Raw genomic sequence first — 26,990 nt, forward strand, 5'->3', positions numbered from 1 at the left:
CCCCCGTCACCACCCCCGGCGCCGCGGCGCCGAGCCCACGGGCGTGCCGGGCCGCGCGTCGTCTCGCGAGCGGTAGACGATGTACGGGCGGAACAGGTATGCGATCGGAGCGCTGAAGACGTGGACGAGGCGCGTGAACGGCCAGAGCGCGAACAACACCATCGCGATGGTCACGTGGAGCTGATACGAGAACGCCGACTCCGCCATGAGATCGCCGCGCGGCTGCAGGATCCAGATCGACCGGAACCACGGCGCGACGGTCTCGCGGTAGTTGCCCTGGCTACCGTCGACACCCAGGAAGGTCACCGCGAGACCCGCGACGATCGCCGCGATGAGCACCAGATACATGATCTTGTCGTTGACCGTCGTCGCGGAGAAGACGGGGCCGCTCGTGCGCCGGCGGTAGACGAGCAACGCCGCGCCGACGAGCGTCGCGACGCCGGCGATCGCCCCGAGTACCGCAGCCTGCAGGTGATAGGCGTGCTCGGAGATCCCCACGGCGTCCGTCCACGACTGCGGGATCACGAGACCGATGACGTGGCCGACGATCACGACGAGAATGCCGAAATGGAACAGCGGACTCGCGACGCGCAACAACCGCTTCTCGTACAGCTCCGAACTCCGTGTCGTCCAGCCGAACTTGTCGTAGCGGTAGCGCCACCACGTCCCGACGACGACGATCGCGAGCACGACGTACGGGACGACGTCCCAGTAGATGGCAGCGGCCTCCATCAGGCACCTCTCTCGTGGACGGCCGCCGGCGCGCGGCGCGGCGGAATCGTCGGGTTGAACGGGCCGACACCGGTACCGACCGCCTCGACGGGTGGCCCCTCTGCCGCGAGCCTGCGCGCCCGCGTCGTCTGCTGATCGGTGACCGGACCGAGCGTGCCGCACACCGCGTCCAGCGCGCCTCGGTACGGGGACCCGGATTCGGCGAGCGAGCTTCGCAGCATCTCGAGGGCGACGCGATACTCCTCGAGCAGCGCACGACCTGCAGCGGGATCGACCGTCGACGCGAAATCGAGAACGACCGCGAGATGGTCCGGCGACTCGGACGCCGGTGGAACGGAACCACTCTCGCGGTACCGGGTGGCGATCGCGAGCATCTCGCCGCCGCGGCTGCGCGTGTCGCCGGCGGTCCAGTAGGTGAGGTAGAGCGTCGCGCGACGCCGCAGATCGAACGTCTCCACGTACTCGCGTTCGCGTTGCGCACCGTCACCGCTCCCCAGGTGCGCGCGCAGCGGCGCGAGTGCGCGGGCGGCCGCCACCGACAGATGCGGCCACAGCGCGTCGACCCGTGCGAGCCGCGCATCCAGATCGCCGCCCGGGTAGTCGAGCAGCAGCGAACACACCGCCCACTCCGCGCGATCGTCGTGGCGGGGACGGCGCAGCCGCATCAGCGTTCTCCTTCTTCGGATGCCGGGAACATGCCGTCCGGCTTCCCTTTCCCGTCCCAGTTGAGGAGATTCACCCGAGACGGCCGGCTCGCGTTCGCGGACTGCGCTTCCGTGCTCTGCCGTTCCTGCAGCGCGTGGAACGTCTCGACGGCCACGGGCACCGGGGCGCCGCTCGCCTCACCGAGCGGACCCGACTCGTAGAGCCCGGGACCACCCTCGAAGTCCAGCGGACAGTCGGTGACGGTCTCCTCGAGCCGGTGCCCCTCCGTCGCATAGGCGGTGGGAATGACGTACCGCTCGTCGTACTTCGCGAGTGCCAGCAGCCGGTACATCTCGTAGATGTCGACCTCCGACATCCCCACCGACGCCGGAATCTCCTCCTGCGTCTCACGTCCCAGATTGATGTCGCGCATGTACGAGCGCATCGCCGCGAGCTTACGCAGAACGTCGTCGATCACCGAGACGTCGCCCGCGGTGAACAGGCCCGCCAGATACTCACGCGGAATCCGCAGGGCCTCGAGCGCACCGAACAGATTTCCGAGATCCTCGCCGTCACCACCGTCGCGCGCCACAGCGTCGACGACCGGCGACAGCGGCGGGACGTACCAGACCATCGGCATCGTCCGGAACTCCGGATGCAACGGCAGTGCGACCCGGTACCGCTTGATGAGCGCGTGCACCGGCGATCTGCGCGCCGCGTCGAGCCACTCGTCGGAGATTCCCTGCTGCCGGGCGTTCTCGATCACCGCCGGATCGGACGGATCGAGCAGTGCCCCCAGCTGCGCCTCGTACAGGTCCTGTTCGTTCTCCGTTGCCGCCGCCTCCGTGACCTTGTCGACGTCGTACAGCATCAGGCCGATGTAGCGCAGCCGGCCCACGCACGTTTCCGAGCACACGGTGGGCAGCCCCACCTCGACGCGCGGATAGCAGAAGGTGCACTTCTCGGCCTTGCCGGTCCGATGGTTGAAATACACCTTCTTGTACGGGCATCCGGACACACACATCCGCCAGCCGCGGCACTTGTCCTGATCCACCAGGACGATCCCGTCCTCGGCACGCTTGTACATCGCACCCGAGGGACACGACGCGACACACGACGGATTGAGGCAGTGCTCGCAGATCCGCGGCAGATAGAACATGAACGCCTGCTCGAGCTCGAGCTTGACGGTCTCGGCGACCTTCTGCAGCACGGGATCTCCCGCGACGATCTCGGGTGATCCGGCGAGATCGTCGTCCCAGTTCGCCGACCACTCGACCTTCATCGGCTCACCGGAGATCAGGCTTCGCGGCGCAGCGACCGGGAACTGGTCGCCCGCAGGAGCATTCGTGAGGTTCTCGTAGTCGTACGTCCACGGCTCGTAGTAGTCCTGGATCGACGGCATCCGCGGACTCGCGAAGATCTTGAACAGTTTGGAGAATCGGCCGCCGTCGCGCAGCCGCAGGCGGCCCTTGCCGTCGCGTACCCACCCCCCGCGCCAGCGCTCCTGATCCTCGTAGGTACGCGGGTACCCCTGCCCCGGCCGAGTCTCGACGTTGTTGAACCACACGTACTCGGTGCCCGAGCGATTCGTCCACGCCTGCTTGCACGTGACCGAGCAGGTATGACACCCGATGCACTTGTCGAGATTCATCACCATCGCGAGCTGTGCCATGACGCGCATCAGTAGGTCACCTCCTGCGACCGGCGACGGACCACCGTCACCTCGTCGCGTTGATTGCCCGTCGGCCCCAGATAGTTGAAGGCGAACGAGGTCTGGGCGTATCCACCCGCGAGATGCGACGGCTTGACGAGCAGCCGCGTCAGCGAGTTGTGGATGCCACCGCGCTTGCCCGTCGTCTCTGTGAGCGGGACGTCGATCGTGCGTTCCTGAGCGTGGTGGACGAACACCACTCCGTCCGGGATGCGGTGCGAGACGATCGCGCGGCACACGACGACGCCGTTGCGGTTGACCGACTCGACCCAGTCGTTGTCGCGCACCTCGATCTTCGCGGCATCCGAAGGCGACATCCACATCGTGGGCCCTCCGCGTGAGAGCGAGAGCATGAGCAGGTTGTCCTGATACTCCGAGTGGATCGACCACTTGCTGTGCGGGGTGAGATAGCGGACCGTCAATCCGACTCCGTCGCGGGCCCCCAGCTCGGGCTCCCCGAACAGCCGCGCCATGTCGAGCGGAGGCCGATACACCGGGAGCTGTTCGCCGAGTTCCTCGAGCCAGTCGTGATCGACGTAGAAGTGCATGCGGCCCGTCAGCGTGCGGAAGGGCTTGAGGTTCTCGATGTTGACGGTGAACGGGGCGTAGCGGCGGCCGCCGTACTCGCTACCCGACCACTCCGGGCTGCTGATGACGGGGGTCGGCCGTGCCTGGGTGTCGGCGAACGTGATTCGGCGTTCCTCGCTCCCTTCGGCGAGATACGCCAGCGACTGCCCGGTGCGCTTCTCGAGCTGCTCGTATCCCTGCACCGCGAGGCGGCCGTTCGACGTGCCCGACATCGCGAGGATCGCGTCCGCCATGTTCTCGGCACTGTCGAGAGCGGGGCGCCCCGCCGCGACCCCGGTGTCCATGACACCGAACTGCCTCGCGAGTGCCGCCACCTCGACGTCGGGCGTGTACGTGATCCCCTTCGTCACGAGCCCGGCCTTCTCGACCAGCGGACCGAGCGCCGACCACTTCTGCGCGATCGCGCTGTAGTCCCGTTCGACGACCGCGATCTGCGGCATCGTCTTGCCCGGCACCGGAATCTCGCCCGTCGCGCGCCAGTCACGTTGCCGCCCGGAGCGATACGCCATCGCACCCGGAGTGTCGTGCTGCAACGGAACCGCGACGACGTCGCGGCGCACACCCGGAAGGTGTTTCGCCGCAAGCCTGCTGAACGATCGCGCCACCTGGAAGAACGCGTCGTAGTCCGAACGGGTCTCCCACGGCGGATCGATAGCGGCATTGAACGCGTGCAGGTACGGATGCATGTCGGTGCTCGACAGGTCGTACTTCTCGTACCAGGTCGCCGCGGGCAGCACGACGTCCGACAGCAGCGTCGTCGACGTCATCCGGAAGTCGATCGACATGACGAGATCGAGCTTGCCCTCGGGGATCTCGTCGCTCCACGCCACATCCGCGGGGCGGGATTCCTCCGGAGTCGGCGACGCCAGCAGGTTCGAGTCGGTCCCCAGCAGATGACGGAGAAAGTACTCGTTTCCCTTGCTCGACGAGCCCAGCAGGTTCGCGCGCCACACCGTGAGCGCGCGCGGCCAGTTCACCTCCGCGTCCGGGTCTTCGACGGCGAGCTTCAACGCTCCGGACGCGAGGGAACGCGCGACGTGATCCGGCACGGATTCGCCTGCCGCATCGGCCTCGTCGGCGATCTCCAGACTCGACCGGTCGAACTGGGGATAGAACGGCGTCCATCCCATCCGCACCGCGGAGGCCACCACGTCCATCGTGTGCCGGCCGGCGAAGTTGCCTCGACCGAGCGGACTCGACAACGCATCCGCGCGATATCCGTCGTAACGCCACTGATCGGTGTGGGCGTACCAGTAGGTCGTCCCCGCCATGTGACGCGGCGGGCGGCTCCAGTCGGTGCCCATCGCGATCGCCGTCCACCCCGTGACGGGACGGCACTTCTCCTGCCCGACGTAGTGCGCCCAGCCACCCCCGTTGCGACCCATCGCCCCCGTGAGCATCAGCAGCGCGAGCACCGCACGATAGGTCGCATCGCCGTGGAACCACTGGCAGATGCCGGCGCCCATGATGATCATCGACCGGCCACCCGAGTCGATCGAGTTCTGCGCGAACTCGCGTGCGACACGCACGACCTGCTCGGCCGAGACGCCCGTGATCGGCTCCTGCCACGCGGGAGTGCACCCGTTCTCGGCGTCGTCGTAACCGGACGGCCACTCACCCGGAAGGCCCTCACGCGCAACGCCGTACTGCGCCAGCATGAGATCGAGGACGGTCGTGACGCGCCTGCCCCCGACCGTCCTGACCGGGACGCCGCGCCGCACCACGGTGCCGCTGCCGTCGACGGTGTCGAAGCTCGGCATCGACACCTCCGTCGGCGTCGCGTCCCTGCCCTCCGCGCTGAGTGCGGGCTCGAGATCACCGAGATCGAGATTCCACTTGCCCACGCCCTCCTCACCGAATCGGAAGCCGAGCGAACCGTTCGGGATCACGACCTCGCCGGTCGCGGAGTCGAGGACGACGGGCTTGAAACCCGCGTTCTCGCTCTCGTCGCCGAGATCCTCGGCCACGAGGAACTTTCCGGGAACCGCGACGCCGTCGCGATCCTCGATCTCGATCAGAAACGGCAGGTCGGTGTAGCGGCGCACGTAGTCCGCGAAGAACGACTCCTCGCGGCGGGCGTAGTACTCGGTGAGAACCACGTGCCCCATCGCCATCGCCATCGCGCCGTCGGTGCCGGCCGCGCACGGCATCCACTCGTCGGCGAACTTCGTGGAATCGGCGTAGTCGGGACTGACGTTGACCACCTTCGCGCCGCGATAGCGGACCTCCGCCATCCAGTGCGCGTCCGGGGTGCGCGTGACCGGCACGTTCGATCCCCACACCAGCAGATACGACGCGTCCCACCAGTCACCCGACTCGGGAACATCGGTCTGGTCACCGAACACCTGCGGCGACGCGACGGGCAGGTCGGCGTACCAGTCGTAGAACGACGTCATCGCCCCGCCGAGCAGTTCGATCAACCGCGACCCAGCGGCGAAGGACACCATCGACATCGCCGGGATCGGCGAGAAACCCACCAGCCGGTCCGGACCGTACCGCGAGATCGTGTGAACGTACGACGCCGCGACCATCTCGCTCGCCTCGTCCCACGTCGCCCGCACGAGACCGCCCTTGCCGCGGGCTCGCTGGTAGCGCCGGCGTCGCTCGGGATCGTCCTGGATCTCGGCCCATGCGAGCACGGGATCGCCGGTGCGGCGCCGTGCCTCGCGATACATCTCCAGCAGCACGCCCCGTACGTACGGATAACGCACGCGTGTCGGCGAATACGTGTACCACGAGAACGCGGCCCCGCGCGGACACCCGCGCGGCTCGTACTCGGGCCGATCCGGCCCGACACTCGGATAGTCGGTCTCCTGCGTCTCCCACGTGATGATCCCGTCCTTGACGTAGATCTTCCACGAGCACGACCCGGTGCAGTTGACTCCGTGCGTCGAGCGGACCACCTTGTCGTGGCTCCACCGATCGCGATAGAACACGTCCCCCTCACGGCCGCCGCGTCGCTCCACGACCCGCCCGTCCGTGGAGATCTCCCCCGGCGTGAAGAACCTGCCGCCGTCTGCGAGCAGGTCTTCGAGCGTTCCGCCGGTTCTACTGTGCGACATGCATTCTCCCTCGTGTTCCGCTCGCCGGCGCTATCGCGGCGGCGCAGCCCTTTCGCCCGGTGGAGCCTCGCGCGCCCCGAGCTTCAGCGTCGTGTACGCCAGCGCCACCACCGCGACGACGACGAGGAGCGCGAGCCCCACGGTGTAGTCGTTGCCTGCCTGGTCGTAGGTCGCTCCCATCACCAGCGGCGGGAAATAGCCGCCCACACCGCCTGCGGCGGCCACGATTCCGGTCACACTGCCGACGGTGTTCGCGGGCGAGCGCCGCGCGACCCACGCGAACACGCCGCCCGTCCCGATGCCGAGGAAGATCGCGAGCAGGATGAAGGTCACGCCCGACCACAGGTCGGCGGGCGGCTTCGCGATCGCTATCGCCGCCATGACCGCCGTCCCCGCGAAGGACGTCATGACGACGTACTTGGGCGGAATGCGGTCGGAGAGCGTGCCACCGATCGGACGCGCGAGGACCGCGGCCAGAGCGAAGGCCGCGGTCCGCGTCCCGGCGTCGACGGCGGAGAAGTCGTAGATGTTCTTGATGTACGTCGGCAGGTAGTTGCTGAACGCGACGAAGCCGCCGAACACGATCGCGTACAGCAGCGACATCTCCCACGTGACCCGAAGCCGCAGTGCCGCGCGAAGCTTCGGTACCACGGGGTCACGGTTGGGGACGAACCGCGGCGCGTCCTTCATCGCGAACACACACAGCGGCCGTCGCCGCAAGCGCGACCGCCACGACGACGTGCGTCGTCAGCAACCCGAACCAGCCCACGAAGCGTGGCGTGAAGAACGCGGAGAGCGCGGTGCCGACCATGCCCATACCGAACACGCCGGTCGCGAATCCACGCCGGGACGGCTCGTACCAGTTGTTCGCGAACGGGATTCCGACCGCGAAGATCGTGCCCGCGATGCCGAGGAAGAAGCCGAACACCAGGAGCAGGACGTACGAGTCTGCGGCACCGGACAATCCGACGGCCAGCACGGGCGGAATCGACGCGACCGAGATCGCGATGAACATGACCCGCCCGCCGTAACGGTCGGTCAGCGCACCGACCACGATGCGGCCGAGCGACCCGACGAGGATCGGCATCGCGACCATCACCGACGCCTGTGCGCTGCTGAGCGTCATCGCTTCGGCGTACGACGTCGACAGCGGGCCGATCATGTTCCACGCCCAGAAGTTGATCGCGGAAACCCATGTGGCCAGCAGAAGATTGAAAGATTGGATTCCGGAGGAGCGCTCCGGAGCGGACACCGTCACCGGTCCATTGAACGATTCCCGCCTGCTCGCGCGCACGAAAATCGTCGAAACAGTGCCCTGTCGCCGAGAAAACGATGCCCTCGACCGGGGCGAAACCTGATCAAAGGTCGCGTGCGTAGGTGACCAAGGTCGCGAGTGCGGCACCCCCGGCAGCCACCCACACGCTCGCGAAACCCAGACCCCGATAGACAAGCGCACCGAGCACGGCTCCACCCGCCAGACCCGACCACAGAACGGCGTACCGCAACCACGCCCGATCACGATCACCACGGACGACGCGCGCCAGCGACTGTCCGAGCTTCACGAGCGTCCCCGTCATGTACGTCAGGCCGATACTCACCTCGCCGTCCCGCTCGAACGTCGCGTTCTCGGCACCCATCGCAGCGGCGACGACGAGAGCGCACAGCACCACCGGAGCGGACGCGGCGTGCGCGCCCGCGGCGATCACGAGCAGCGCCGTCACGAGCGCGAGCACGACCGGACGACGCCGGATCCCCCGCACGCTCGCGGCGAGCGACCCGCCGACGACACCGACGACGAACGCGACGATGAGCGAGCCCGCGACGAGCAGGTCGTGCCACGCGCCGTCCGCGATCGCGACGGCGGCCTGCGTCGTGTTCCCGCTCATGAACGACACGAAGTAGCCGCCGACCGCGATGAAACCCACCGCGTCGACGAAACCGGCGAGCGACGACAGACTCGCCGCCAGCACCACTTCTTCACGCCGATGACCGAGCACACCGCACGATAACGCGCGATGGACGCCCGGCACACGAAGGTGGAACAGCGATCACACTCGCGACGAATTCGGCGACGACCGGGCGGAACTTCGCCTCGCCGCACTCTTCTTTGCCATCATGTCGATGATGAAAAAGCTCCGTCTCGCCGCCGTCGCACTGATCTGCACCCTCGCCGTACTGGTGTGCGGATGCGCGTCGTTCACCGAGCGCGGGGCGGCGGCGACGGCGCCACCTCCCGCGGCCGCCGCGTTCCCCGTCACCCCCGCGACCACCACCCGCATCGAATACGGCCCGGAGCCGGACCGCTTCGGCGACCTGTACCTGCCGACGAGCAGTTCCACGGCGCTGCCCGTCGTCGTCATGATCCACGGCGGCGGCTGGCGGCAGGAGACACCGCTCGACTACTTCGCGCCTTTGTCACGCTCGCTGGCGGACGCGGGTGTCGCGGTGTGGAACATCGAGTATCGGCGCGTGGGCGGGGCCGGTGGATATCCGACGACGCTGCTCGACGTCGCTGCCGCCGTCGACGCGCTCGCCGACGTCGTGCAGGCACGCGCGGACGGCAGGCTCGACCTCTCGCGTGTCGTCGTCGCAGGACACTCGGCGGGCGGGCAACTCGCGGCATGGGTGGCGTCGCGCCACGTGCTGCCGCCCGGGAGCCCTGGCGCCGAGCCTCGCGTGCGGCCCCGCGCCGCGACGGTCATGGCCGGTGTCTTCGATCTGCCGCGCGCCGTCTCGACGGGTGACGCCTTTCTCGTCCGCTTCCTCGGCGGCTCGCCCGCGCACGTCCCCGATCGGTACGCGGTGGCCTCACCGATCCGGCACCTGCCCACCCGCGTCCCGATCCACGCGATCCACGGCAACGCCGATCGCACGGTGCCGGTCGAGCAGAGCCGGATGTACGTCGACGCCGCACGCGGCGCCGGCGACCAGGCGTCACTGACCGTCATGCCGGGCGTCGGTCACGGCGAGTTCGGCAACGTCACCTCCCCCGCATGGCGGCTCGCGCAGGCCTCGATCCTCGCGCAGGCGACCGTCTGAGCCGGGCAGGCCCTGGCGGCCCCGACGTCAGGACCGCCCCGACAACACACAGAACTCGTTGCCCTCGGGATCCGCCAGCACCACCCACGGCACGTCCTCGCCCTGTCCGACGTCCGCCGTGCGCGCCCCGAGCTCCAGCAGCCTGGCGACCTCCGCCTTCTGGTCGTCGGGCCGGAAGTCGAGGTGAAGCCGGTTGAACACCGACTTGACCTCGGGGACCTTCAGAAACAGCAGATCCGGAGCGGACCCCGGCGCGTGCACCACGACGTCGCCGTCCTGATCGATCTCGTACTCCCACCCCAGCGCCTGCGCCCACCACCGGCCCAACGCCTCGGGATCGAGCGAGTTGACGACGAGCTGCGTCCATGTCATCGGCATTCGGTCACCCTAGAGCGAGACTCCGTCCGCCGCACGCGCGTCAGGAACCGCCCGGCAACAGTGCCCGCACGGCGTCGATCGTGTCGGCATCGACGGCGGTCTTGTCGGGGCGATACCGCAGGACGCGCGCGAAGCGCAGCGCGACGCCCCCTGGATAGCGCGACGACACCTGCACTCCGTCGAGCTCGATCTCGACGACGATCTCGGGCCGCAGATACACCGTGTGCTCGTCGCGACCGCTCTCATGGCGCGGGAACTCGTCGGTCTGCCATCGCAACAGCGCGTCCGTCAGGCCCTTGAACGTCTTGCCGACCATGATCGGCGCGCCGCCGTCCGGATCCCGCGCCCCCAGATGGAGATTCGACAACCAGCCCGTCCGGCGGCCGTACCCCCACTCCGCGCCGAGCACGACGAGATCGAGCGTGTGGACGGGCTTGATCTTCTGCCACGCCCGCCCGCGCCGGCCCGCGGCGTAGGGCGAACCCAGCGCCTTGACCATCACACCCTCGTGGCCGTGCGCGATCGCATCGCCGAGATGCGCCTCCGCGAGATCGGATGCGGGAGCGATCACGCCCGGAATCCGATGCGCGTCCGCCGCGACGGAGAGCGCACCGAGCCGATCACCGAGCGGGGCGTCCACGAGCACGTCGCCGTCGAGATGCAGGCAGTCGAAGAAGTACGGGTGCAGCAACAACTCTCGCGTGCTCGTCGCGCCGAACCGGCTCATCGTCTCCTGGAACGGCCGCGGACGGCCCGCATCGGTGAGCGCGAGCGTCTCGCCGTCGAGAACCACCGAGCGGCACGGCAGTTCCCGCGCGACCCGCACGAGATCGGGGACCTGCGCCGTGATGTCGCGGAGCGTGCGCGTGAACACCGCGACGTCGTCACCGTCGCGATGGACCTGGATACGCGCGCCGTCGAGCTTGTACTCGACGCTCACCCGCTCACCGAGTTCGCCCAGCGCCGCCGGAAGCGACTCCGCCGGGGACGCCAGCATCGGCCGGACCGGCCGCCCCACGACCAGCGACAGCTGCGCGAGCGCGTCGGACCCGCCCGTCAGCGCCGCGACGGCGGTCTCCGGCAGGCGACCCGACAGCATGAACGCCCGGCGCACGTGCTCGACGGGACGCTCGGACGCCGCGGCGATCGCGTCCGTCATCACTCCTTCGAGCGCGCCCTGCCGCAGTTCCCCGCCCAGGATCGCCACGAGGAACCGCTGTTCCGGTGCGGTGCACTGCGCGAGCACGCCGCCGAGGACGTCACGACGCGCCGCGACGGAGCCGCTTCCCGTGGTGTTCGCGAGGGTCGTGAGCGCGGAATCGAGCTCCGCCACCGTGATCTGCGGACTCTCGCTCGGCGGGGCCTCGGCGGCGGCGAGAGTGCGCCAGCCGATCCCGACCCTGCCCTGCAACAGCTCGCCCGAGAGCCACGCGACGACGGGCGCGATCTCGTCGGGCCGCAACCGCCGCAGCAGCTCCTCGAGCGCTCCGCGTTTCGCCGTCCGGGAGCGGGTGCCCGCCACCGTCGCGGACGTCGCGACGACGTCCGCGAACAGGACACCGGCTCCCGATCGCGTCATCCTCGCATCATGACAGGCCACCGTCATCCACAGCAGGAAAGTTGTCCACAACTGGGAAAATACGTCTTGTGTCGAACGGGTGTACGAACTAGGTTAGTCGCATGGGGTCGGGGGATTCACACACAGCACACGGCACGTGGGCCGTACACGGGGAGCCGTGGCAGCTCGGTGATGCCGAACTGTCTGCCGCGGTGCTGGACGTGTCGCGGCAGATCCAGGTGTTGCAGGCCCGGCGCATCACGCTGATGGGCGAGGTGACCGACCGCGGCCTCGCGACCGCAGCGGGCTACCGCGACGCCGGGGCCTGGCTCGCGGCACACACGATGCTCGAAATCGGTGAGGCACGTGATGTCGCAGCGCTGGGAACAAGCCTGCGGACGCAGCCCGAGATCGCCGCTGCCGTTGCCGAACAGCGGATTTCACCGCGCCACGCGGCGATGCTGTGCGGATTCTTCGACACGCCGCCGTCACTGCTCGCAGCGCTGGCGGACACCGACCCGGACGAGCACGCGAACGTGATTGCGGCCTGCCGCGACGCGCTCCTCGCCGCGGCTGCGCCGGGTCCGGAGACCGCGACGAAGTCGGTACGCACTGCGATCGAGACGCTGCGGGCGCGCCTCGACATCGACACCGACGGGCCGACGACCCGTGAACGCGACGACCTCAACACCCTCACCCTCTCGAACACACTGAACGGCAGGGTCGTGCTGCACGGCGACCTCGACGCCCTCTCGGGTGAGATTCTGTCGACCGCTCTCTCGAAGCTGTCAGCACCGCGCCCAGCAGGAGACGGAACGCGTGATCCGCGCTCGGCCGGGCAACGGCGGGCGGACGGGCTCATCGAGATCTGCCGACGCCACCTCGACGCGGGCGACAGTGGGTTCGAGGCAGCCGAGAAGCCCCACGTGACGGTGTTGATCCACCATCGAGACCTGAAAGCACAGCCGCAAGGCCGTGACGAGCGGGTGACCGTGTCTGTCACCGCCCTACTCGACGGCATCGGTCTGCCCTGGATGCCGTGGGGCGGCACGCTGACCCCGGAGACGGCGCGTGCGGTGGCGTGCGATGCGCACGTGACACCGATCGTGATCGACGACCACGGCGTCCCACTGAACATGGGCCGCACCACGCGGCTCGTCACCCCCGCACAACGCCGCGCACTCACCGTCCGCGACCGCGGCTGCGCGTTCCCGACCTGCACAGCCCCCGCGAGTTGGTGCGAAGCACACCACATCGAGCACTGGGCCGACGGCGGACCCACCGACCTCGACAACACAGTCCTGTTGTGCGGCAAACACCACCGCCACATCCACCACAGCACCTGGCGAATCGTCCCGACACCGAGAGGCAGACCGAGCTTCGAGCCACCGGGCGTCACACGGCCCGGCTCCCGACCGCGAGGCCCGGACGAACCGCGAGCGGCATGACATCACCCCGGAGCGACGCACACTCGTACAACTAGGCTCGATCCGGCCGCACGGCGCGGCCGGACGACGAGCGTGAGGACGAGATGACGCGCAGCGCACTGGTGAGTCGGCGCGGCATGGCCGCGATCGGAGTGGTGGGGCTGCTGCTGGTGCCCACCGCCTGCGCCGCAACCGACGATCCCGCACCCGCACCCAGCACGGTGGCGACCGCCGAGGAACTCGCGGCGCCCACCGCGGACGCCGGTGACGACGGCGCCGCGGAGCGCGCGGACATCGTGGCCGACCCGGGCCTGCCGCCCGCCTCGGAGGCACTGGCGCTGCTCGGCACCCTCGACATCAAGGGGCGCGCGCCCAAGACCGGCTACGACCGCGCGCTCTTCGGGCAGGCCTGGACGGACGACGTCCCCGTCGAATTCGGCCACAACGGTTGCGACACCCGCAACGACATCCTCACGCGCGATCTCACCGACGTCACCTACCGTCCCGGGACCCGCGACTGCGTCGTCACCTCCGGCACCCTCGACGATCCCTACACCGGGACGACGATCGCCTTCGTCCGCGGCGAGACCACGTCGAGCGCCGTCCAGATCGACCACGTCGTCGCCCTGTCGGACGCATGGCAGAAGGGCGCACAGCAACTCGACACCGCGACGCGGACGGCGTTCGCCAACGATCCCCGCAATCTGCGCGCCGTCGACGGGCCCACGAACCAGCAGAAAGGCGACGGCGACGCCGCGACGTGGCTGCCGCCGGACAGGTCGTACCGCTGCGAGTACGTCTCCGCGCAGGTCGAGGTGAAGGCCGCCTACCGGCTGTGGGTGACGCAGGCCGAACACGATGCGATCGCGGGGATTCTCGCGTCGTGCGGCCCGGACGTTGCGCCCGCACCGGCACCCGTCCCCGCACCGGCGCCCGCACCGGCACCCGTCCCCGAGCCGGCGCCGGCACCCGCGCCTGCCGACACGAGCGCCGTCTACTTCCCGAACTGCGCGGCGGCGCGTGCCGCGGGCGTGGCACCCGTCCACGCCGGATCACCCGGTTACGGAACGCATCTCGACCGCGACGGCGACGGCATCGGCTGCGAGTAGCTCACGACCGGTTCTCGCGCCCGTCGCCGAGTTCCGCGATGCGCTTCGACGCCTCACGCAGCCGCGCCTTACGCTCCTCACCTGCGGCTTCCTTGAGTTCGTCGTAGAGTTCCTCGTCGTCGTCACTGAAGCCCGCGAGCGCGCGCGGGATGCCGAGGGTCAGCGCGAGCGAAGGCCACACGATCCACGCGAAACCCCAGCCGACGACGAATTGCAGAACGAGGAAGACGACCAGCGTCGCGCCGACGATGATGCCGTCCATCACCTCGACCCGGCGGCCCCGCACCAGCAGCTTCTGCAGTTCCAGTTCGCCCTCACGCACGGCGGACGTGCCGGACACCACTGCCGGCGCCGAGTCCGTGTCGTCGACGTCGAGTTTGCGGATGCTGCCGTGCTCGACGACGAGCGGAACCCCGCCTGGAAGATCGCCGAACGCGGGCCGGACGGCCGAGACGGTGCGCGCCGCCGCGACGGCCTTCGATCGTTCGTCGAACTCCGTCATATCGAGTCGCCCGGCGGCATAGTGGTTTCCGAGAACGTTGAGCGCATGCAACCGCTCGTCGTCACCGAGCCGCAGATCGTCGTCCGACATCTCCGCTCCCACCTGTCCTCGTCCGGCCCGATTCCCGCCTCATCCTCGCAGTCTCACGCAACTCATGCGCGCCGCAGCGCCGAACGGTCGATCTCGGCGACCGAGGTCAGGCCGCTGAGCCCCATCGTGAGATCGAACTCCGCCAGCAGATTCGCGGTCACGTCGCGGACGCCGTCACGGCCACCGAGCGCGAACCCGTACAGATGCGGGCGCCCGAGCGTCACAGCGCTGGCACCGAGCGCGATCGCCTTGAACACGTCTGCGCCCGAGCGAATCCCGGAGTCGAGGACCAGCGGAATACGCCCGTCGACGGCCTCGGCGATGTCGACGAGCGCGTCGAGTGCGGAGATCGACCCGTCGACCTGCCTGCCACCGTGATTCGAGACGACGAGGCCGCCGACCCCCGCGTCGATCGCCCGGCGCGCGTCGTCGGGATGCAGGACGCCCTTGAGCAGGACCGGCAGCGACGTCCGCTCGCGCAGCGATTCGATGTCCGCCCAGCCGAGCGACGGCCGCGAATAGATGTCGAGGAAGGTCTCGACGGCCGCACGCGGTTCGGGCGAACGGATGTTGTCGAGGAATCTGCCCGGGTAGCGCTTCGTCATCGACAGCAGCGACTTCACGGCTCCGAGCGTGACCTCGACCGGCGCGGACTCCGCGGCTGCCGCGATCCGCTCGCGCACGATGCGCAGGAAGACCGGATCGGAGGTGTACTGCGCGATGCCCTGGCCCTGTGCGAAGGGCAGCGAGCCCAGGTCGAGATCCTCCGGGCGCCAGCCCAGCATCGTCGTGTCGAGGGTGACGACGACGGCGTCCGCCTCGATCGCCTCGGCGCGGGCCAGGAAGCTGTCGACGAGATCGTCGTCGGTCGACCAGTACAGCTGATACCACCTCGGGCTGTCACCCATCGCCGCCGCGCTCTCCTCCATCGGGGCGCAGCCCTGACTCGAGAAGATGTACGGGACACCGAGTTCCGCTGCTGCCGAGGCGATCGCGACGTCGGCGCCGGGGTGCGCGAGTTCGGCCGCGCCGACGGGCGCGAGCAGCACCGGCGACGGGAGGCTGCGCCCGAACAACTCGACGCCCGTGTCGCGACTGGACACGTCGCGCAGCACGCGCGGGACGATCTGCCACCGGTCGAAGGCCTCCCGATTGGCTCGCATCGTCCCGCCGAGGCCCGCGCCGCCGTGGACGTAGGCCCACGCCTTCGGGGACATCACCCGTTTCGCCGCACGTTCGAGCTGGTCGAAGCTCGTCGGCACCGCGGGCTTCCGCCCGAGAACTCCCGCACGGTAGATCGCGTTCTGGCGTGCCCGGCCCCGGTTGTCCGTCACAGAATGTCTCCTGACGCTCGGTGTGGTGCGTGTAGCTTTCCACACCCCGCCCCGGCCCCGATGGGTAGGTTGTGACGGAGAGCACGCCACCGGAAGGACGATCCATGCCCACGGCACTCGACGTGTACTCGGGGCCCACCCTCGCGAACGTACTGCCCGCGGCGCTCGCGGGGCTGGGCGCGAGCGGGGAGCACGATCCGTGGGGGCTGCCGCGATGCTCGGCATGGGTCGTCCTGCTCGTCGACGGACTCGGATGGAACCTGCTGCAGGACAGTCTCTCCGAGGCTCCGGCGCTGGGCGAGCTCACCGGCGTGCCCACCCCGGCGGGATTCCCGACGACGACGGCGACCTCGCTCACGACCCTCGGCACCGGCCTGCCGTCCGGCCTGCACGGCGTGACCGGCTATCGGTCCTTCGTGCCGGAGATCGACGACACCGTAGGCTGGCTGTCCTGGCGCTCGGGCCGCTCGGGCAACGACCTGCGCGAGACCGTCGTTCCCGAACGGACACAACCACATCCGACGGTGTTCGAGCGCGCCGTTCGGGCCGGGATCCCCGCGACGGCGGTCCTGCCCGCGTCCTTCGAGGGTTCGGGGCTCACGCGCGCCGCGCTGCGAGGTGCCCGCTTCGCGCCGCGCCACGCGCACGGCGACATGATCGCCCACACCGTCGTGGCCGCCGCCGAGGGTGGCCTCGTGTACTGCTACATCAGCGAGGTCGACACGCTCGGGCACGTGTACGGTCCCGGTTCGCTGGCATGGCGCAGCGAACTCGCCGAGGTCGGTGCCGCGGTCGACGTCCTGCTACGCGAACTCCCGCGCGGCACAGGGCTGTTGGTCACCGCCGACCACGGGATGGTCACGGTGCCCGAGTCCGCGCGCATCGACGCAGACCACGACGACACGCTCCGGAGCGGCGTCCACACCCTCGCGGGTGAGCCGCGCTGCCGCCACGTGCACACCGAGCCCGGACGGACCGACGACGTCGCCGCCCGGTGGCGCGATCGACTCGGCGACGACTGGCACATCCTCACCCGCGCCGAGGCGATCGCATCGGGGCTGTTCGGGCCCACCGTCGCCCCCGACGTCGCGGGCCGCATCGGCGATCTCGTCGTCGTCGCGCGCGGCGGTGGCGGAATCGTCCGCAGCAGAGCGGAACCGCATCTCAGCGAACTCGTCGGGCAGCACGGCGCGCTCACCGACGACGAACTCGCCGTTCCCGTTCTCCATACCGTGACCTGACCGTTGCCCCGGGCTCGCCCAGCCGTTCGATAATCCGCGCGATCGGTGCTACAACCGAACCATGTCGTGGGTCTGGTGGGTGCTCGGCGCCTGCTGCGTCGTGTCGGTCGTCGCTGCCGTCGTGCTGGGGCGCGCGATCTCACTCGCCGACCGCCGCGAACGCAGCGACCGCCGCATCACACCGCGGCGCAGCGTCCCCGACGACTCGGGCGACGAACCGTGACGCAGCTCAGGCCAGCGGCGGCATCGTGACGACCTGCGCCGCGTAGGACAGCCCCGCACCGAACGCCAGGAGAAGCGCGGTGTCACCCGGCTTCGTCTCGCCGTCGCGAAGCATGGCCTCCATCGCGAGCGGCACCGACGCCGCCGACGTGTTGCCGGTCTCGGCGATGTCGTCGGACACCGGCACCGACTCCGGCAGCTTCATGCTGCGGGCGATGACCTCGGTGATCCGCGAATTGGCCTGATGCGGCACGAAGGCGTCGAGGTCCTCGGTGCTCAGCCCGGCCTTCTCGAGCGCGTGCAGCGCGACCTTGCCCATCTCGAACGCCGCCCAGCGGAAGACGGCGGTGCCGGTCATCTTGATGAACGGCCGCGGCCCGGTGGGGTTCTCCAGGTAGTCGAGCCAGCCGGGTTCCTGCACGATCGCGTCGGCCTGCGAGCCGTCCGAACCCCATGCGACGGGTCCGATGCCGGGTACGTCCGACGGACCGACGACGACGGCGCCCGCGCCGTCACCGAAGATGAAGCGCGTCGAGCGATCGTAGGGGTCCGTCGTGACGCTCATCTGCTCGACGCCGATGACGAGGACGTAGTCGGCGCTGCCTGCGCGCACCATGTCGGACGCCAGCGCGAGCGCGGTGCAGAATCCGGCGCAGCCGCCGCCGAGATCGAAGACACCGGGGCCGTTCGTGCCCAGAGCATCCGCGATGACCGCGGCCGCGGGGGGCGTCTGCAGGGTGTAGGTGGACGTCGCGACGACGACGCTGCCGATCTGCTCGGGTGCGATGCCGGACGCCTCGAGGGCCTTCTTCGCTGCCTCGACGCCCATCGAGACGACGGACTCGCCCTCGGCCGTGAAGCGCCGGTTCCGGATACCCGAGCGCGACTGGATCCACTCGTCGCTCGAATCGATCAGCTCGCAGATCTCGTCGTTCGACACGACCCGCTCGGGTCGGTACGCACCCAGTCCGAGCAGAGCCGAGTAACGGCTCACTGCCGGAACCTCGATCTGCTTGCCCATCGCGTCTCCTCGTGCTCGTCCCACCGGCCCCTCCTCGGGCCGACTCCACCGTACGGGCCGTACGCGTTACCCCGGTTCACGGGTCGTCGTTACCGGCGGGTAGTCGAGGTCGCGAGGACGTCACGAATCGCACTCGTGTCGGACGATTCCCGGCGGCCGGGGACGCCGAAGTTGTTACGCTCGCGAAGTTCCGAAGCAGTTACCCCGGTCACACCCGGGTGTTGTCCAGTCACTGCACACGAATGAGGACGGGGCCTTGAAGCAGACGCGCACGCAGCAGAACGGCAACGAGCACACGGACGTACAGGCAACGAACTCGCGGCCCCGCCGCCGCGACATCACACGGCGGACACGACGCATCTCAGCGACCCTCACCGCATTCACCGGCGTCGTCGCGGGAGCGATCGCGCTGACCGCACCCGCCGGCGCCGACCCGCTCATGGTCAACCCCATCCCGGGGCTCAACGGCATCACGGGACTGCCCGCGCTGAGCGGCCCCGCGCAGCCCGTCTCGCAGATGACCGGGCTCATGTCGGCGAACCGCACGCAGGACTCGAACGTCCTCGGCACCGACCTCGGGATCATGTGGGACAACGGCGCAGGCGAGGTGCTCACGGCGTTCGGCGACACCGCGGGCCTCGGCTTCCCCAATCTGCTGCAGGGCAGCGTGTGGGCGTGGAAGAGCAACGTGCTCTTCCGCAGCTCCGACACCGGTCTCTCGGACGGCATGGACTTCACGACGACTCCCCGCGACGCCTCCGGCTCGGCGAAGGAGCTGCTCCCGAGCCCGAAGATCCCCGGCGTCGAGATCAGCAAGATCCCCACCGCCGGGATCGCCGACGGAAACGTCCAGGTCATGAGCATCATGTCGGTCCGCGAGTGGGGGCCGGCAGGGCACTGGACCACGAACTGGTCGCAGCTCGCGTTCTCCGCCGACAACGGCGAGAACTGGGCCCTCGCGCCCGAGACGAGCCGACCGAACGAGGGCGGCAACGCGAACTTCCAGATGAACGCCTTCCTCTCGGACGGCGGCTTCGTCTACGTGTACGGCACACCGTCCGGCCGGGGCGGGATGGTCCACGTCGCCCGCGTCCCCAAGGGAAAGATGAGCGACATGGGCGCCTACGAGTACTGGGACGGCGGCGCGTGGATCCGCGGCAATCCCGACGTCGCGAAGCCCGTGACGGACGAGGGCGTCGGCGAGCTGTCCGTGCAGTACAACAGCTATCTCGGGCAGTATGTCATGATGACGACGGATTCGTTCAACAACGTCATCCTGCGCCGCTCGCCCAACCCGATCGGGCCGTGGGGGCCCGCCGAGGTCCAGGTGTTCGCGCACGAGTTGCCGACCGCGTACGGCGCCTACATGCACCCGTGGTCGACCGGACCCGACCTCTACTTCATGACGACGCAGCACACCAACTACAACGCCCTGCTGCTGCGCACCTCGCTCGGCTGAGCCGGGCCACCGGGCCGGAACCTGACGGAATCCTCATGATTCCGGCGGGCTCCGGCCCGTGGCGTTTCCAACGAATCATACTGCCGTCCAGCGTGATTCAGTGGTCGGCCGCCGTGGCCTCCGCCGGGTACGCACCGTACCCCCACCCCTTCTTGGCACCCGAAAAAATCGGGCGTAATATCGGACGATGTTACCGACGAGTAATAACTTGGGCGGTACTCGTCGAACAGACCGCACCTAATGGGAGAGCACTGAGCATGGGCCATTACAAGAGCAACGTCCGCGACCTCGAGTTCAACCTCTTCGAACTCCTGGGGATCGACCAGCTTCTCGGCCAGGGCGCATGGAGCGACCTCGACGCCGACACCGTCAAGAACATGCTGAGCGAGGTCGCGCGGCTCGCCGAGGGTCCGCTCGCCGAGGCATTCGCCGACGCCGACCGCAACCCGCCGGTCTTCGACCCCGAGACCCACGAGATCTCGCTGCCCGAGTCCTTCAAGAAGTCGTTCAAGTCGATGTGGGACGCCGAGTGGTACCGCATGGGCCTGTCGGAGGAGATCGGCGGCGTTCCGGTCCCCCGCGCCGTCGTGTGGTCCATCTCGGAGATGCTCCTCGGATCGCAGCCCGCCGCCTTCATGTACCAGGCCGGCCCCTCGTTCGCGGACGTCCTGTTCAACAACGGCACCGACGAGCAGAAGAAGTGGGCCGAGACCTGCGTCGAGCGCGGCTGGGGCGCCACGATGGTGCTCACCGAGCCCGACGCCGGATCCGACGTCGGCGCAGGCCGCACCAAGGCCGTCCAGCAGGCCGACGGAACGTGGCACATCGAGGGCGTCAAGCGCTTCATCACGTCCGCCACCTCGGACGACCTCTTCGAGAACATCTTCCACCTCGTGCTCGCTCGCCCCGAGGGTGCGAAGCCGGGCACCAAGGGCCTGTCGCTGTTCTTCGTCCCGAAGTACCACTTCGACTTCGAGAAGAACGAGCTCGGCGAGCACAACGGCGTCTACGTCACCAACGTCGAGCACAAGATGGGCCTCAAGGCCTCGGCGACCTGTGAGCTCACCTTCGGTGGCCACGGCAAGCCCGCCGTCGGCTGGCTCGTCGGCGAGGTCCACAACGGCATCGCGCAGATGTTCGACGTCATCGAGCACGCCCGCATGATGGTCGGCACCAAGGCGATCTCGACCCTCTCGACCGGCTACCTCAACGCTCTCGCGTACGCCAAGGACCGCGTCCAGGGCGCCGACCTCACGCAGATGACCGACAAGTCGGCGCCGCGCGTCACCATCACGCACCACCCGGACGTGCGCCGCGCGCTCATGATCCAGAAGGCGTACGCCGAGGGCCTGCGTTCGGTGTACCTCTACACCGCGGCCCACCAGAACGTCGAGACCGCGCAGCTCGTGTCGGGCGCCGACGCCGAGACCGCGCACCGCGTCAACGACCTGCTGCTCCCGATCGTCAAGGGTGTCGGCTCGGAGCAGGCGTACGCCAAGCTCACCGAGTCGCTGCAGACGTTCGGTGGCTCGGGCTTCCTGCAGGACTACCCGATCGAGCAGTACATCCGCGACGCCAAGATCGACTCGCTGTACGAGGGCACCACGGCGATCCAGGCGCAGGACTTCTTCTTCCGCAAGATCGCTCGCGATCGCGGTGTCGCGCTCGCGCACGTCGCCGGTGAGATCAAGAAGTTCATCGACTCGGAGGCCGGCAACGGTCGCCTCAAGTCCGAGCGTGCCCTGCTGAACACGGCGCTCGAGGACGTCCAGGGCATGGCGGCGACGCTGACCCAGTGGCTCATGGGTGCGCAGGAGCAGCCGAAGGAGCTCTACAAGGTCGGCCTCGGCTCGGTCCGCTTCCTCATGGCCACCGGCGATCTCGTCATCGGCTGGCTGCTGCTGCGCAGCGCCGAGGTCGCGATCAAGGCGCTCGACGAGGGTGCGTCCGACAAGGACAAGGCGTTCTACGAGGGCAAGGTCGCCGTGGCGTCCTGGTTCGCGAAGAACGTCCTGCCGGAGCTGACCGCGACCAAGAACATCGTCGCGAACCTCGACAGCGACATCATGGAGCTCGACGAAGCCGCGTTCTGATCTCTGCGGTTCTGCACCCCTTTTCGTACTCTGCACCCCTGCCGGGCAACTGGTAGGGGTGCAGAGTCGTATTCGGGGTGCAGAACCGTCAGCGGCGACCGAGCGTGCGCATGATCCTGGCGACGAGATCGGCGGGTGCGTCGAGGTCGTCCCACGTCCACCGGACGACGCGCAGGCCGAGGTCGCGGATCGCGTCCTCGCGCCGCTTCTCCCGGAACACCGCATCGCCGGCATCCTCACCCGGACGCACGAACCGGCCGTACTTCACCTTCCCGTCGAACTCGCCGACGACGCCGTGCCCACGCCACAGGAAATCGACCCGCACCCGGCCCTCGGCCGTGACGAGTTCGGCCTGCTGAATCGGTAGCGGCACGCCGAACTTCGCGAACACGACTCGCGAGCGCGACTCCCCGACGCTCTCGCTCCCCTCGCTCGCGTACTCGGTGACGCGGCGGGCCGCGGGAGCGCCGTAGCACCCCGTCACCTCGAGACACGCCCGCTCGAGCTCGGCGCGGCGCGCGCCCGCCGTCGACAGTGCGGCGTCCGCCGCGACGAGCGCCTGCTCGAACGGCAGCTCACGCGCCAGATCCACGACGGTGCGCTCGAGCGTCGTGACGACGATGCCGTCGACACGTGTCGTTCGCCCTCGCAGATCACCGGGGTGGACCCGCAACCCCGCTCGTCGCCTGCCGCCGCCGTCACGCTCGCGCGTCACGTGCACGCGCGACAGGTCGGTGCGCCACAGCGTCAGACCGTGGACGACGGCCGCCGACTGGTGACTCACGACGGCGTCCGGCGACAGCCGCGGCAGCATCGCGTCGACGGCGAGCCGGTGCCGCCGCAGCGGATCGAGCCCGTCCGGATCGAGCGGGGTGTAGACGCCGCACGCGATCCGATGCACGTCGTGGGTGCGGCGCCGCCGCCTCATGTCGTTGTCGGTGGGACTCGCAGGCCCACCGCGCCGTATCAACTCGGGTTCCATGACCCGACAGTGTGCGCACGGGCACCGACGCTCCGCGATTCTGCACCCCTGACAGCATTCTGCACCCCTATCGGTCGCCCGAAAGGGGTGCAGAATGCGAAAAGGGGTGCAGAACGGCTATTCGTCGTCGCCCGCGCTGTCGTCGTCCGCGCTGTCGTCGCCCTGGTCGCCGCACACCACGATCGGCTGCGGGTCGTAACGCACCGTCCGCGTATCGCGCGAGATCTCGCGGCCGCTCGCCGCATCCCGGATGATGCGGGTGTCGCTCGACGTGAAGCCCGGCGCACCGCTCGACGGCGAACACGCCTCCCCCGCCGGCAACCGGACGGTGTTCGGCTGCGTCGGATTCGAACGCGAACCCGTCACCGACTCCACCTCGACATGGTCGGTCCCGTAGAACGACACCGTGAGCGTCGACGAATCGGCGGACGCCGCGATCAGCACCGCGGTGTCGAACGGATTGCGGAACTGCAGATCGATCGCACCCTCGAAGACCGTCGCCTCACGCGCCTCCGGATACCGCGAGATGTAGTACGAGTGCTCGGTGTGCGCGACGTCCTCCATTCCCGCGAAGTACGACGCGTTGTACAGCGTCGTCGCCACCTGGCTCACACCACCGCCGACGGCGTTGTCGGGCCGGCCGTTGTTGATGATCCCCGACTCGACGTAGCCCTGCGCCGTCCCGCGCGGACCGGTGTGACCGTTGAGCGAGAACGTCTCGCCCGGCATCACGAGCGCACCGTTGATCGCATTCGCGGCGAGCCGGATGTTCGTGCCCGACGCCGCGGAGAAGCCACCCGTCGAGAACGTGCTCACCTGCTCGTTCACGCCGAGCGACTCCGCCCGCTCCGTCGTGAGCTCCGGCTCCTTCGTCTCGTACACCGCCTCGCCCGTGTGCGTGTCCGTCATCATCTCGGGAAGCTGCTCGAGCGTCTCCTCCCAGTTCACGAGGACACCCTCGACGGACGGCGTGATCGTCGGGGTGCCGCCCGAGAGCCTGATCCGTGCGTCCTCCGGCTGCACCTCGGTCGGCGCGAGCTGCGGCGCGAGGATCCCCGTCGCCGCCTCCGCGTCGAATCGCGGTTCGAGATCACCCGACTCCGTCGGCGCGAACGACAGGACGGCACCGACGGCATCGCGCGGCAGCGTCGCCGCGACGTCGTCACGGCCGGTCACGACGAGATCCGCCGACGTCGCAGGAATCGCGACCTCGTTCATCGCGCGATCGACGGCGTCCTGCGTCACCGTCACCGGGACGGTGTCGACGGGCAATTCGACCGTCTCGCCGTACGGCCACTGCAGGGCGAACTCGTCCGCCGCTGCCTGGCCGTCGAGATTCTGGCCGGGCTCGGGAGTCACCGCGACCGGCGTCGCACCCTCGAACACGACGCCGCCCTCGCGCGGTGCACGATCGACGTCGTTTCGCAGCCCGTCGATCGCGCCGAAGAGGGCGGTGTCGTCGCGTTGCGGGACGACGGGACTGTCGGTCGTCGTGAAGAACGACGCGACCCGTACGAACGGATTGAGCGGCTGCGCCTCGGCGTGATCGAGCGTCGCCTCCCAGTCGAACCCGAGACCGGCGTCGGCGGGCACGATCTGCGTCTCGACGTCGCCCGCCCGGACCGCGACCGGCTCGTCGACCCGATTCGACAGTCCCGCGACGAGCCGCTCGTGTGCTTCCTCGCGGCTCGCGCCGCCGATCTCGATGCCCGCGACGGCAGTGCCGCGCGGCATCGAGCCCGACGACACCGCGAGGTCGATGCCGTACCCGATCGCGAGGACGCCGACCACGCCACCGGTGATCGCCGCGGCCTTCACCCAGGCCGGACGAGCACTCGACGTCGTGGTGGGGTTCTCGGGCTCCGGCTGCGGCGACTCCGGCACCGTCGGAACCTCACGCGTCGCCTCGGCATCGGACTGCTGCCGGACCGGCCGCGGCTCGGGCGGCATCGCGGAGTACGCATGCCCCTGCTCGGCCGGCGGGACGGCGGGGATCGCCTCGGTCGGATCGTTCGACCCGTCGCCGACGGGCTGTTCGGGCGCCTGCCCGGGGCCCTCGTCGGCAGAGTGTGCGCGGTCGTCACCCACGGGATCGGCGCCGCCGTCACCAGCGGCCGGACCGCCGATCGGGGTCGTTTCGTCGTGGGGGCCGTCGCCCCGTCGTCGATCGTCCGTCACGACGTGTACCTCACCGATGAACTCGCTTTCCTGCCCCCGTGATGTCCAGATAGTCCCTTCCAGGGTACCGACGACACGAAGGAGCCCCGCGTTGCTGCCAGGTCGGGGGTCGGACAGCAACGCGAGGCTGTCCCGTCTATCCGCCCCGGCCGACGAAGTGTTACACGCCGGCCGGGAGGATGCGCGCGGGGTTTGCTCAGCGCTCGACGATGGCCGTCACACCGATGCCGCCGGCCGCGCAGATCGAGACGAGACCACGGCCCGAACCCTTCTCGGCGAGCGTCTTGGCGAGCGACGCGACGATGCGTCCGCCCGTCGCGGCGAACGGGTGACCGGCCGCCAGCGACGAACCGTGGACGTTGAGCTTGCTTCGATCGATCGCGCCGAGCGCGCCGTCGAGACCCAGCCGCTCCTTGCAGTACGCGTCGTCCTCGAACGCCGTGAGCGTCGCGAGCACGACCGACGCGAACGCCTCGTGGAACTCGTAGAAATCGAAATCCTGCAGCGTGAGGCCGTTGCGCGCGAGGAGACGCGGAATCGCGTACGTCGGGGCCATGAGCAGCCCGTCCTTGCCGTGGACGTAGTCGACGGCGGCGGTCTCGGAGTCGACGAGATGCGCGAGGACCGGCAGGCCCCGCTCCGTCGCCCACTCGTCGGTCGACAGCAGAACGGTCGACGCGCCGTCGGTGAGCGGCGTCGAGTTGCCCGCCGTCATCGTCGCGTCGCCGAGCTTCGTGCCGAAGACCGACTTCAGCTTCGCGAGCTTCTCGGCGGTCGAATCGGCGCGCAGGTTGTCGTCGCGCATGAGGCCGAGGTAGGGGGTCACGAGGTCGTCGAAGAAGCCGCTGTCGTAGGCGGCTGCCATGTTCTGGTGGCTCGCGGCGGCGAGCTCGTCCTGCGCCTCGCGGGAGACGCCGAACTCCTTGGCCGTGATCGCGGCGTGCTCGCCCATCGACAGACCCGTCCGCGGCTCGCCGTTGCGCGGGATCTCGATGCCGAGCATCGACGGCCGGACGTTGCCGAGCAGCTTGATGCGATCGGCCGTCGACTTCGCGCGGTTGAGCGACAGCAGGAACTCGCGCAGCTCCTCGCCGACACCGATCGGCGCGTCCGACGTCGTGTCGACGCCGCCGCCGACACCCGACTCGATACGGCCGGACGCGATCGCGTCACCGACGGCGATGATCGACTGCAGACCCGTCCCGCACGCCTGCTGCATGTCGAACGCCGGCGTGTACGGGCTCAGCGACGACCCGAGCACGCACTCGCGGATCAGGTTGAAGTCGCGGCTGTGCTTGAGGACGGCGCCGCCGCCGACCATGCCGAGCCGCTCACCCTGCAGGTTGAAGCGGCTGACGAGGCCGTCGAGCGCAGCGGTGAACATGTCCTGGTTGCTCGCCCGCGCGTACGCGCGATCCGAACGCGCGAACGGGATACGGTTGCCGCCGACGATCGCGACGGGCCGCAGTGCCCGGCCCCCGGATGCCCCCGCGGGCTTCGGCTTCGCGGCGGCCGTCTTGGTCGTGGTGCGGGCTTTGCTGGTCACGGGAGTCTCCCTGTCGTCGTGCCGTGCGCTCGTGAACTGTGGTGCAGCTCGGTATTGGCTACTATTCTTACTC

Annotated in this window: 21 protein-coding genes and 1 pseudogene; 8 read left to right on the forward strand and 14 right to left on the reverse strand. The window is 69.1% G+C overall.

Annotation, left to right across the window (positions count from 1 at the left end; translation table 11 throughout):
• Window positions 1-6: 6 nt before the first annotated feature.
• From narI to RR1_RS07310, 5 genes and pseudogenes are all read right to left on the reverse strand, one after another.
• On the reverse strand, window positions 7-732 hold the full coding sequence (gene narI, locus RR1_RS07290; RefSeq protein ID WP_010837969.1) for a respiratory nitrate reductase subunit gamma: 726 nt from the start codon (window positions 730-732) through the stop codon (window positions 7-9).
• Entirely contained in the window at window positions 732-1,397 is a 666-nt protein-coding gene (gene narJ, locus RR1_RS07295; RefSeq protein ID WP_010837970.1) for a nitrate reductase molybdenum cofactor assembly chaperone, read from the reverse strand. The genes narI and narJ overlap by 1 nt, the downstream gene beginning before the upstream one ends.
• Window positions 1,397-3,058, reverse strand: coding sequence for a nitrate reductase subunit beta (gene narH / locus RR1_RS07300; protein ID WP_010837971.1), 1,662 nt, complete (start codon window positions 3,056-3,058; stop codon window positions 1,397-1,399). Before narH ends, narJ begins: the two co-directional genes overlap by 1 nt.
• A complete protein-coding gene (locus tag RR1_RS07305; protein WP_010837972.1) occupies window positions 3,058-6,738 on the reverse strand; it encodes a nitrate reductase subunit alpha in 3,681 nt (1,226 codons plus the stop codon). Before RR1_RS07305 ends, narH begins: the two co-directional genes overlap by 1 nt.
• Window positions 6,739-6,768: 30 nt before the next feature.
• Window positions 6,769-7,900, reverse strand: a pseudogene (locus tag RR1_RS07310) (MFS transporter).
• Here RR1_RS07310 and RR1_RS22620 point away from each other — a divergent pair.
• Entirely contained in the window at window positions 7,899-8,096 is a 198-nt protein-coding gene (locus RR1_RS22620) for a hypothetical protein (protein WP_010837975.1), read from the forward strand. The pseudogene RR1_RS07310 and the gene RR1_RS22620 overlap by 2 nt on opposite strands.
• Here RR1_RS22620 and RR1_RS07315 read toward each other — a convergent pair whose 3' ends face one another.
• Complete coding sequence (locus RR1_RS07315; protein WP_238558977.1) at window positions 8,097-8,708, reverse strand: YoaK family protein; 612 nt, start codon at window positions 8,706-8,708, stop codon at window positions 8,097-8,099.
• A 145-nt stretch (window positions 8,709-8,853) separates the two neighbouring features.
• On the opposite strand from RR1_RS07315, the gene RR1_RS07320 reads away from it, so the two are divergent.
• On the forward strand, window positions 8,854-9,777 hold the full coding sequence (locus RR1_RS07320; protein WP_010837977.1) for an alpha/beta hydrolase family protein: 924 nt from the start codon (window positions 8,854-8,856) through the stop codon (window positions 9,775-9,777).
• 27 nt (window positions 9,778-9,804) lie between these two features.
• Here the strand turns inward: RR1_RS07320 and RR1_RS07325 are convergent, their stop codons facing one another.
• Window positions 9,805-10,155: a VOC family protein gene (locus RR1_RS07325; protein WP_010837978.1), complete on the reverse strand. Its 351-nt coding sequence runs from the start codon at window positions 10,153-10,155 to the stop codon at window positions 9,805-9,807.
• A gap of 40 nt (window positions 10,156-10,195) precedes the next feature.
• Window positions 10,196-11,734, reverse strand: coding sequence for an ATP-dependent DNA ligase (locus RR1_RS07330; RefSeq protein WP_010837979.1), 1,539 nt, complete (start codon window positions 11,732-11,734; stop codon window positions 10,196-10,198).
• A gap of 101 nt (window positions 11,735-11,835) precedes the next feature.
• Here RR1_RS07330 and RR1_RS07335 point away from each other — a divergent pair, with 101 nt between their 5' ends.
• The gene (locus RR1_RS07335) at window positions 11,836-13,161 is read left to right on the forward strand and encodes an HNH endonuclease signature motif containing protein (protein ID WP_010837980.1); all 1,326 of its coding nucleotides are present in this window, start codon (window positions 11,836-11,838) and stop codon (window positions 13,159-13,161) included.
• Window positions 13,162-13,244: 83 nt separating this feature from the next.
• Window positions 13,245-14,249, forward strand: coding sequence for a GmrSD restriction endonuclease domain-containing protein (locus tag RR1_RS07340; protein ID WP_010837981.1), 1,005 nt, complete (start codon window positions 13,245-13,247; stop codon window positions 14,247-14,249).
• Window position 14,250: 1 nt separating this feature from the next.
• On the opposite strand, the gene RR1_RS07345 is transcribed toward RR1_RS07340, so the two are convergent.
• Both RR1_RS07345 and RR1_RS07350 read right to left on the reverse strand, forming a co-directional pair.
• Entirely contained in the window at window positions 14,251-14,841 is a 591-nt protein-coding gene (locus RR1_RS07345) for a DUF1707 SHOCT-like domain-containing protein (RefSeq protein ID WP_040772931.1), read from the reverse strand.
• Between the two features lie 62 nt (window positions 14,842-14,903).
• Complete coding sequence (locus RR1_RS07350; protein WP_010837983.1) at window positions 14,904-16,175, reverse strand: lactate 2-monooxygenase; 1,272 nt, start codon at window positions 16,173-16,175, stop codon at window positions 14,904-14,906.
• A 104-nt stretch (window positions 16,176-16,279) separates the two neighbouring features.
• Here RR1_RS07350 and RR1_RS07355 point away from each other — a divergent pair, with 104 nt between their 5' ends.
• Together RR1_RS07355 and RR1_RS22270 are read left to right on the forward strand one after the other, a co-directional pair.
• Window positions 16,280-17,416, forward strand: a complete 1,137-nt coding sequence (locus RR1_RS07355) for an alkaline phosphatase family protein (RefSeq protein WP_010837984.1) — start codon at window positions 16,280-16,282, stop codon at window positions 17,414-17,416.
• A 61-nt stretch (window positions 17,417-17,477) separates the two neighbouring features.
• Window positions 17,478-17,639 (forward strand): hypothetical protein, encoded by a 162-nt coding sequence (locus tag RR1_RS22270; protein ID WP_010837985.1) that lies wholly within the window; start codon window positions 17,478-17,480, stop codon window positions 17,637-17,639.
• A gap of 6 nt (window positions 17,640-17,645) precedes the next feature.
• Here the strand turns inward: RR1_RS22270 and RR1_RS07360 are convergent, their stop codons facing one another.
• Window positions 17,646-18,659, reverse strand: coding sequence for a beta-ketoacyl-ACP synthase III (locus tag RR1_RS07360; RefSeq protein ID WP_040772888.1), 1,014 nt, complete (start codon window positions 18,657-18,659; stop codon window positions 17,646-17,648).
• Between the two features lie 256 nt (window positions 18,660-18,915).
• Between RR1_RS07360 and RR1_RS07365 the strand changes: the two genes are divergently transcribed.
• Both RR1_RS07365 and RR1_RS07370 read left to right on the forward strand, forming a co-directional pair.
• Complete coding sequence (locus RR1_RS07365) at window positions 18,916-20,118, forward strand: glycoside hydrolase family 183 protein (protein WP_010837988.1); 1,203 nt, start codon at window positions 18,916-18,918, stop codon at window positions 20,116-20,118.
• A 257-nt stretch (window positions 20,119-20,375) separates the two neighbouring features.
• On the forward strand, window positions 20,376-22,211 hold the full coding sequence (locus RR1_RS07370) for an acyl-CoA dehydrogenase (RefSeq protein WP_072713614.1): 1,836 nt from the start codon (window positions 20,376-20,378) through the stop codon (window positions 22,209-22,211).
• Between the two features lie 88 nt (window positions 22,212-22,299).
• Here the strand turns inward: RR1_RS07370 and RR1_RS07375 are convergent, their stop codons facing one another.
• The 3 genes from RR1_RS07375 to RR1_RS07385 all read right to left on the reverse strand — a co-directional run bounded on the left by RR1_RS07375 (window position 22,300) and on the right by RR1_RS07385 (window position 26,917).
• Entirely contained in the window at window positions 22,300-23,193 is an 894-nt protein-coding gene (locus RR1_RS07375; RefSeq protein WP_010838000.1) for a hypothetical protein, read from the reverse strand.
• Window positions 23,194-23,310: 117 nt separating this feature from the next.
• The gene (locus RR1_RS07380; protein ID WP_010837999.1) at window positions 23,311-25,143 is read right to left on the reverse strand and encodes a VanW family protein; all 1,833 of its coding nucleotides are present in this window, start codon (window positions 25,141-25,143) and stop codon (window positions 23,311-23,313) included.
• 424 nt (window positions 25,144-25,567) lie between these two features.
• Window positions 25,568-26,917: an acetyl-CoA C-acetyltransferase gene (locus RR1_RS07385; protein WP_010837997.1), complete on the reverse strand. Its 1,350-nt coding sequence runs from the start codon at window positions 26,915-26,917 to the stop codon at window positions 25,568-25,570.
• Window positions 26,918-26,990: the final 73 nt, after the last annotated feature.

Origin of the sequence: Rhodococcus rhodnii NBRC 100604, from assembly GCF_001894925.1 — a bacterium.
GTDB lineage: Bacteria > Actinomycetota > Actinomycetes > Mycobacteriales > Mycobacteriaceae > Rhodococcus_F > Rhodococcus_F rhodnii.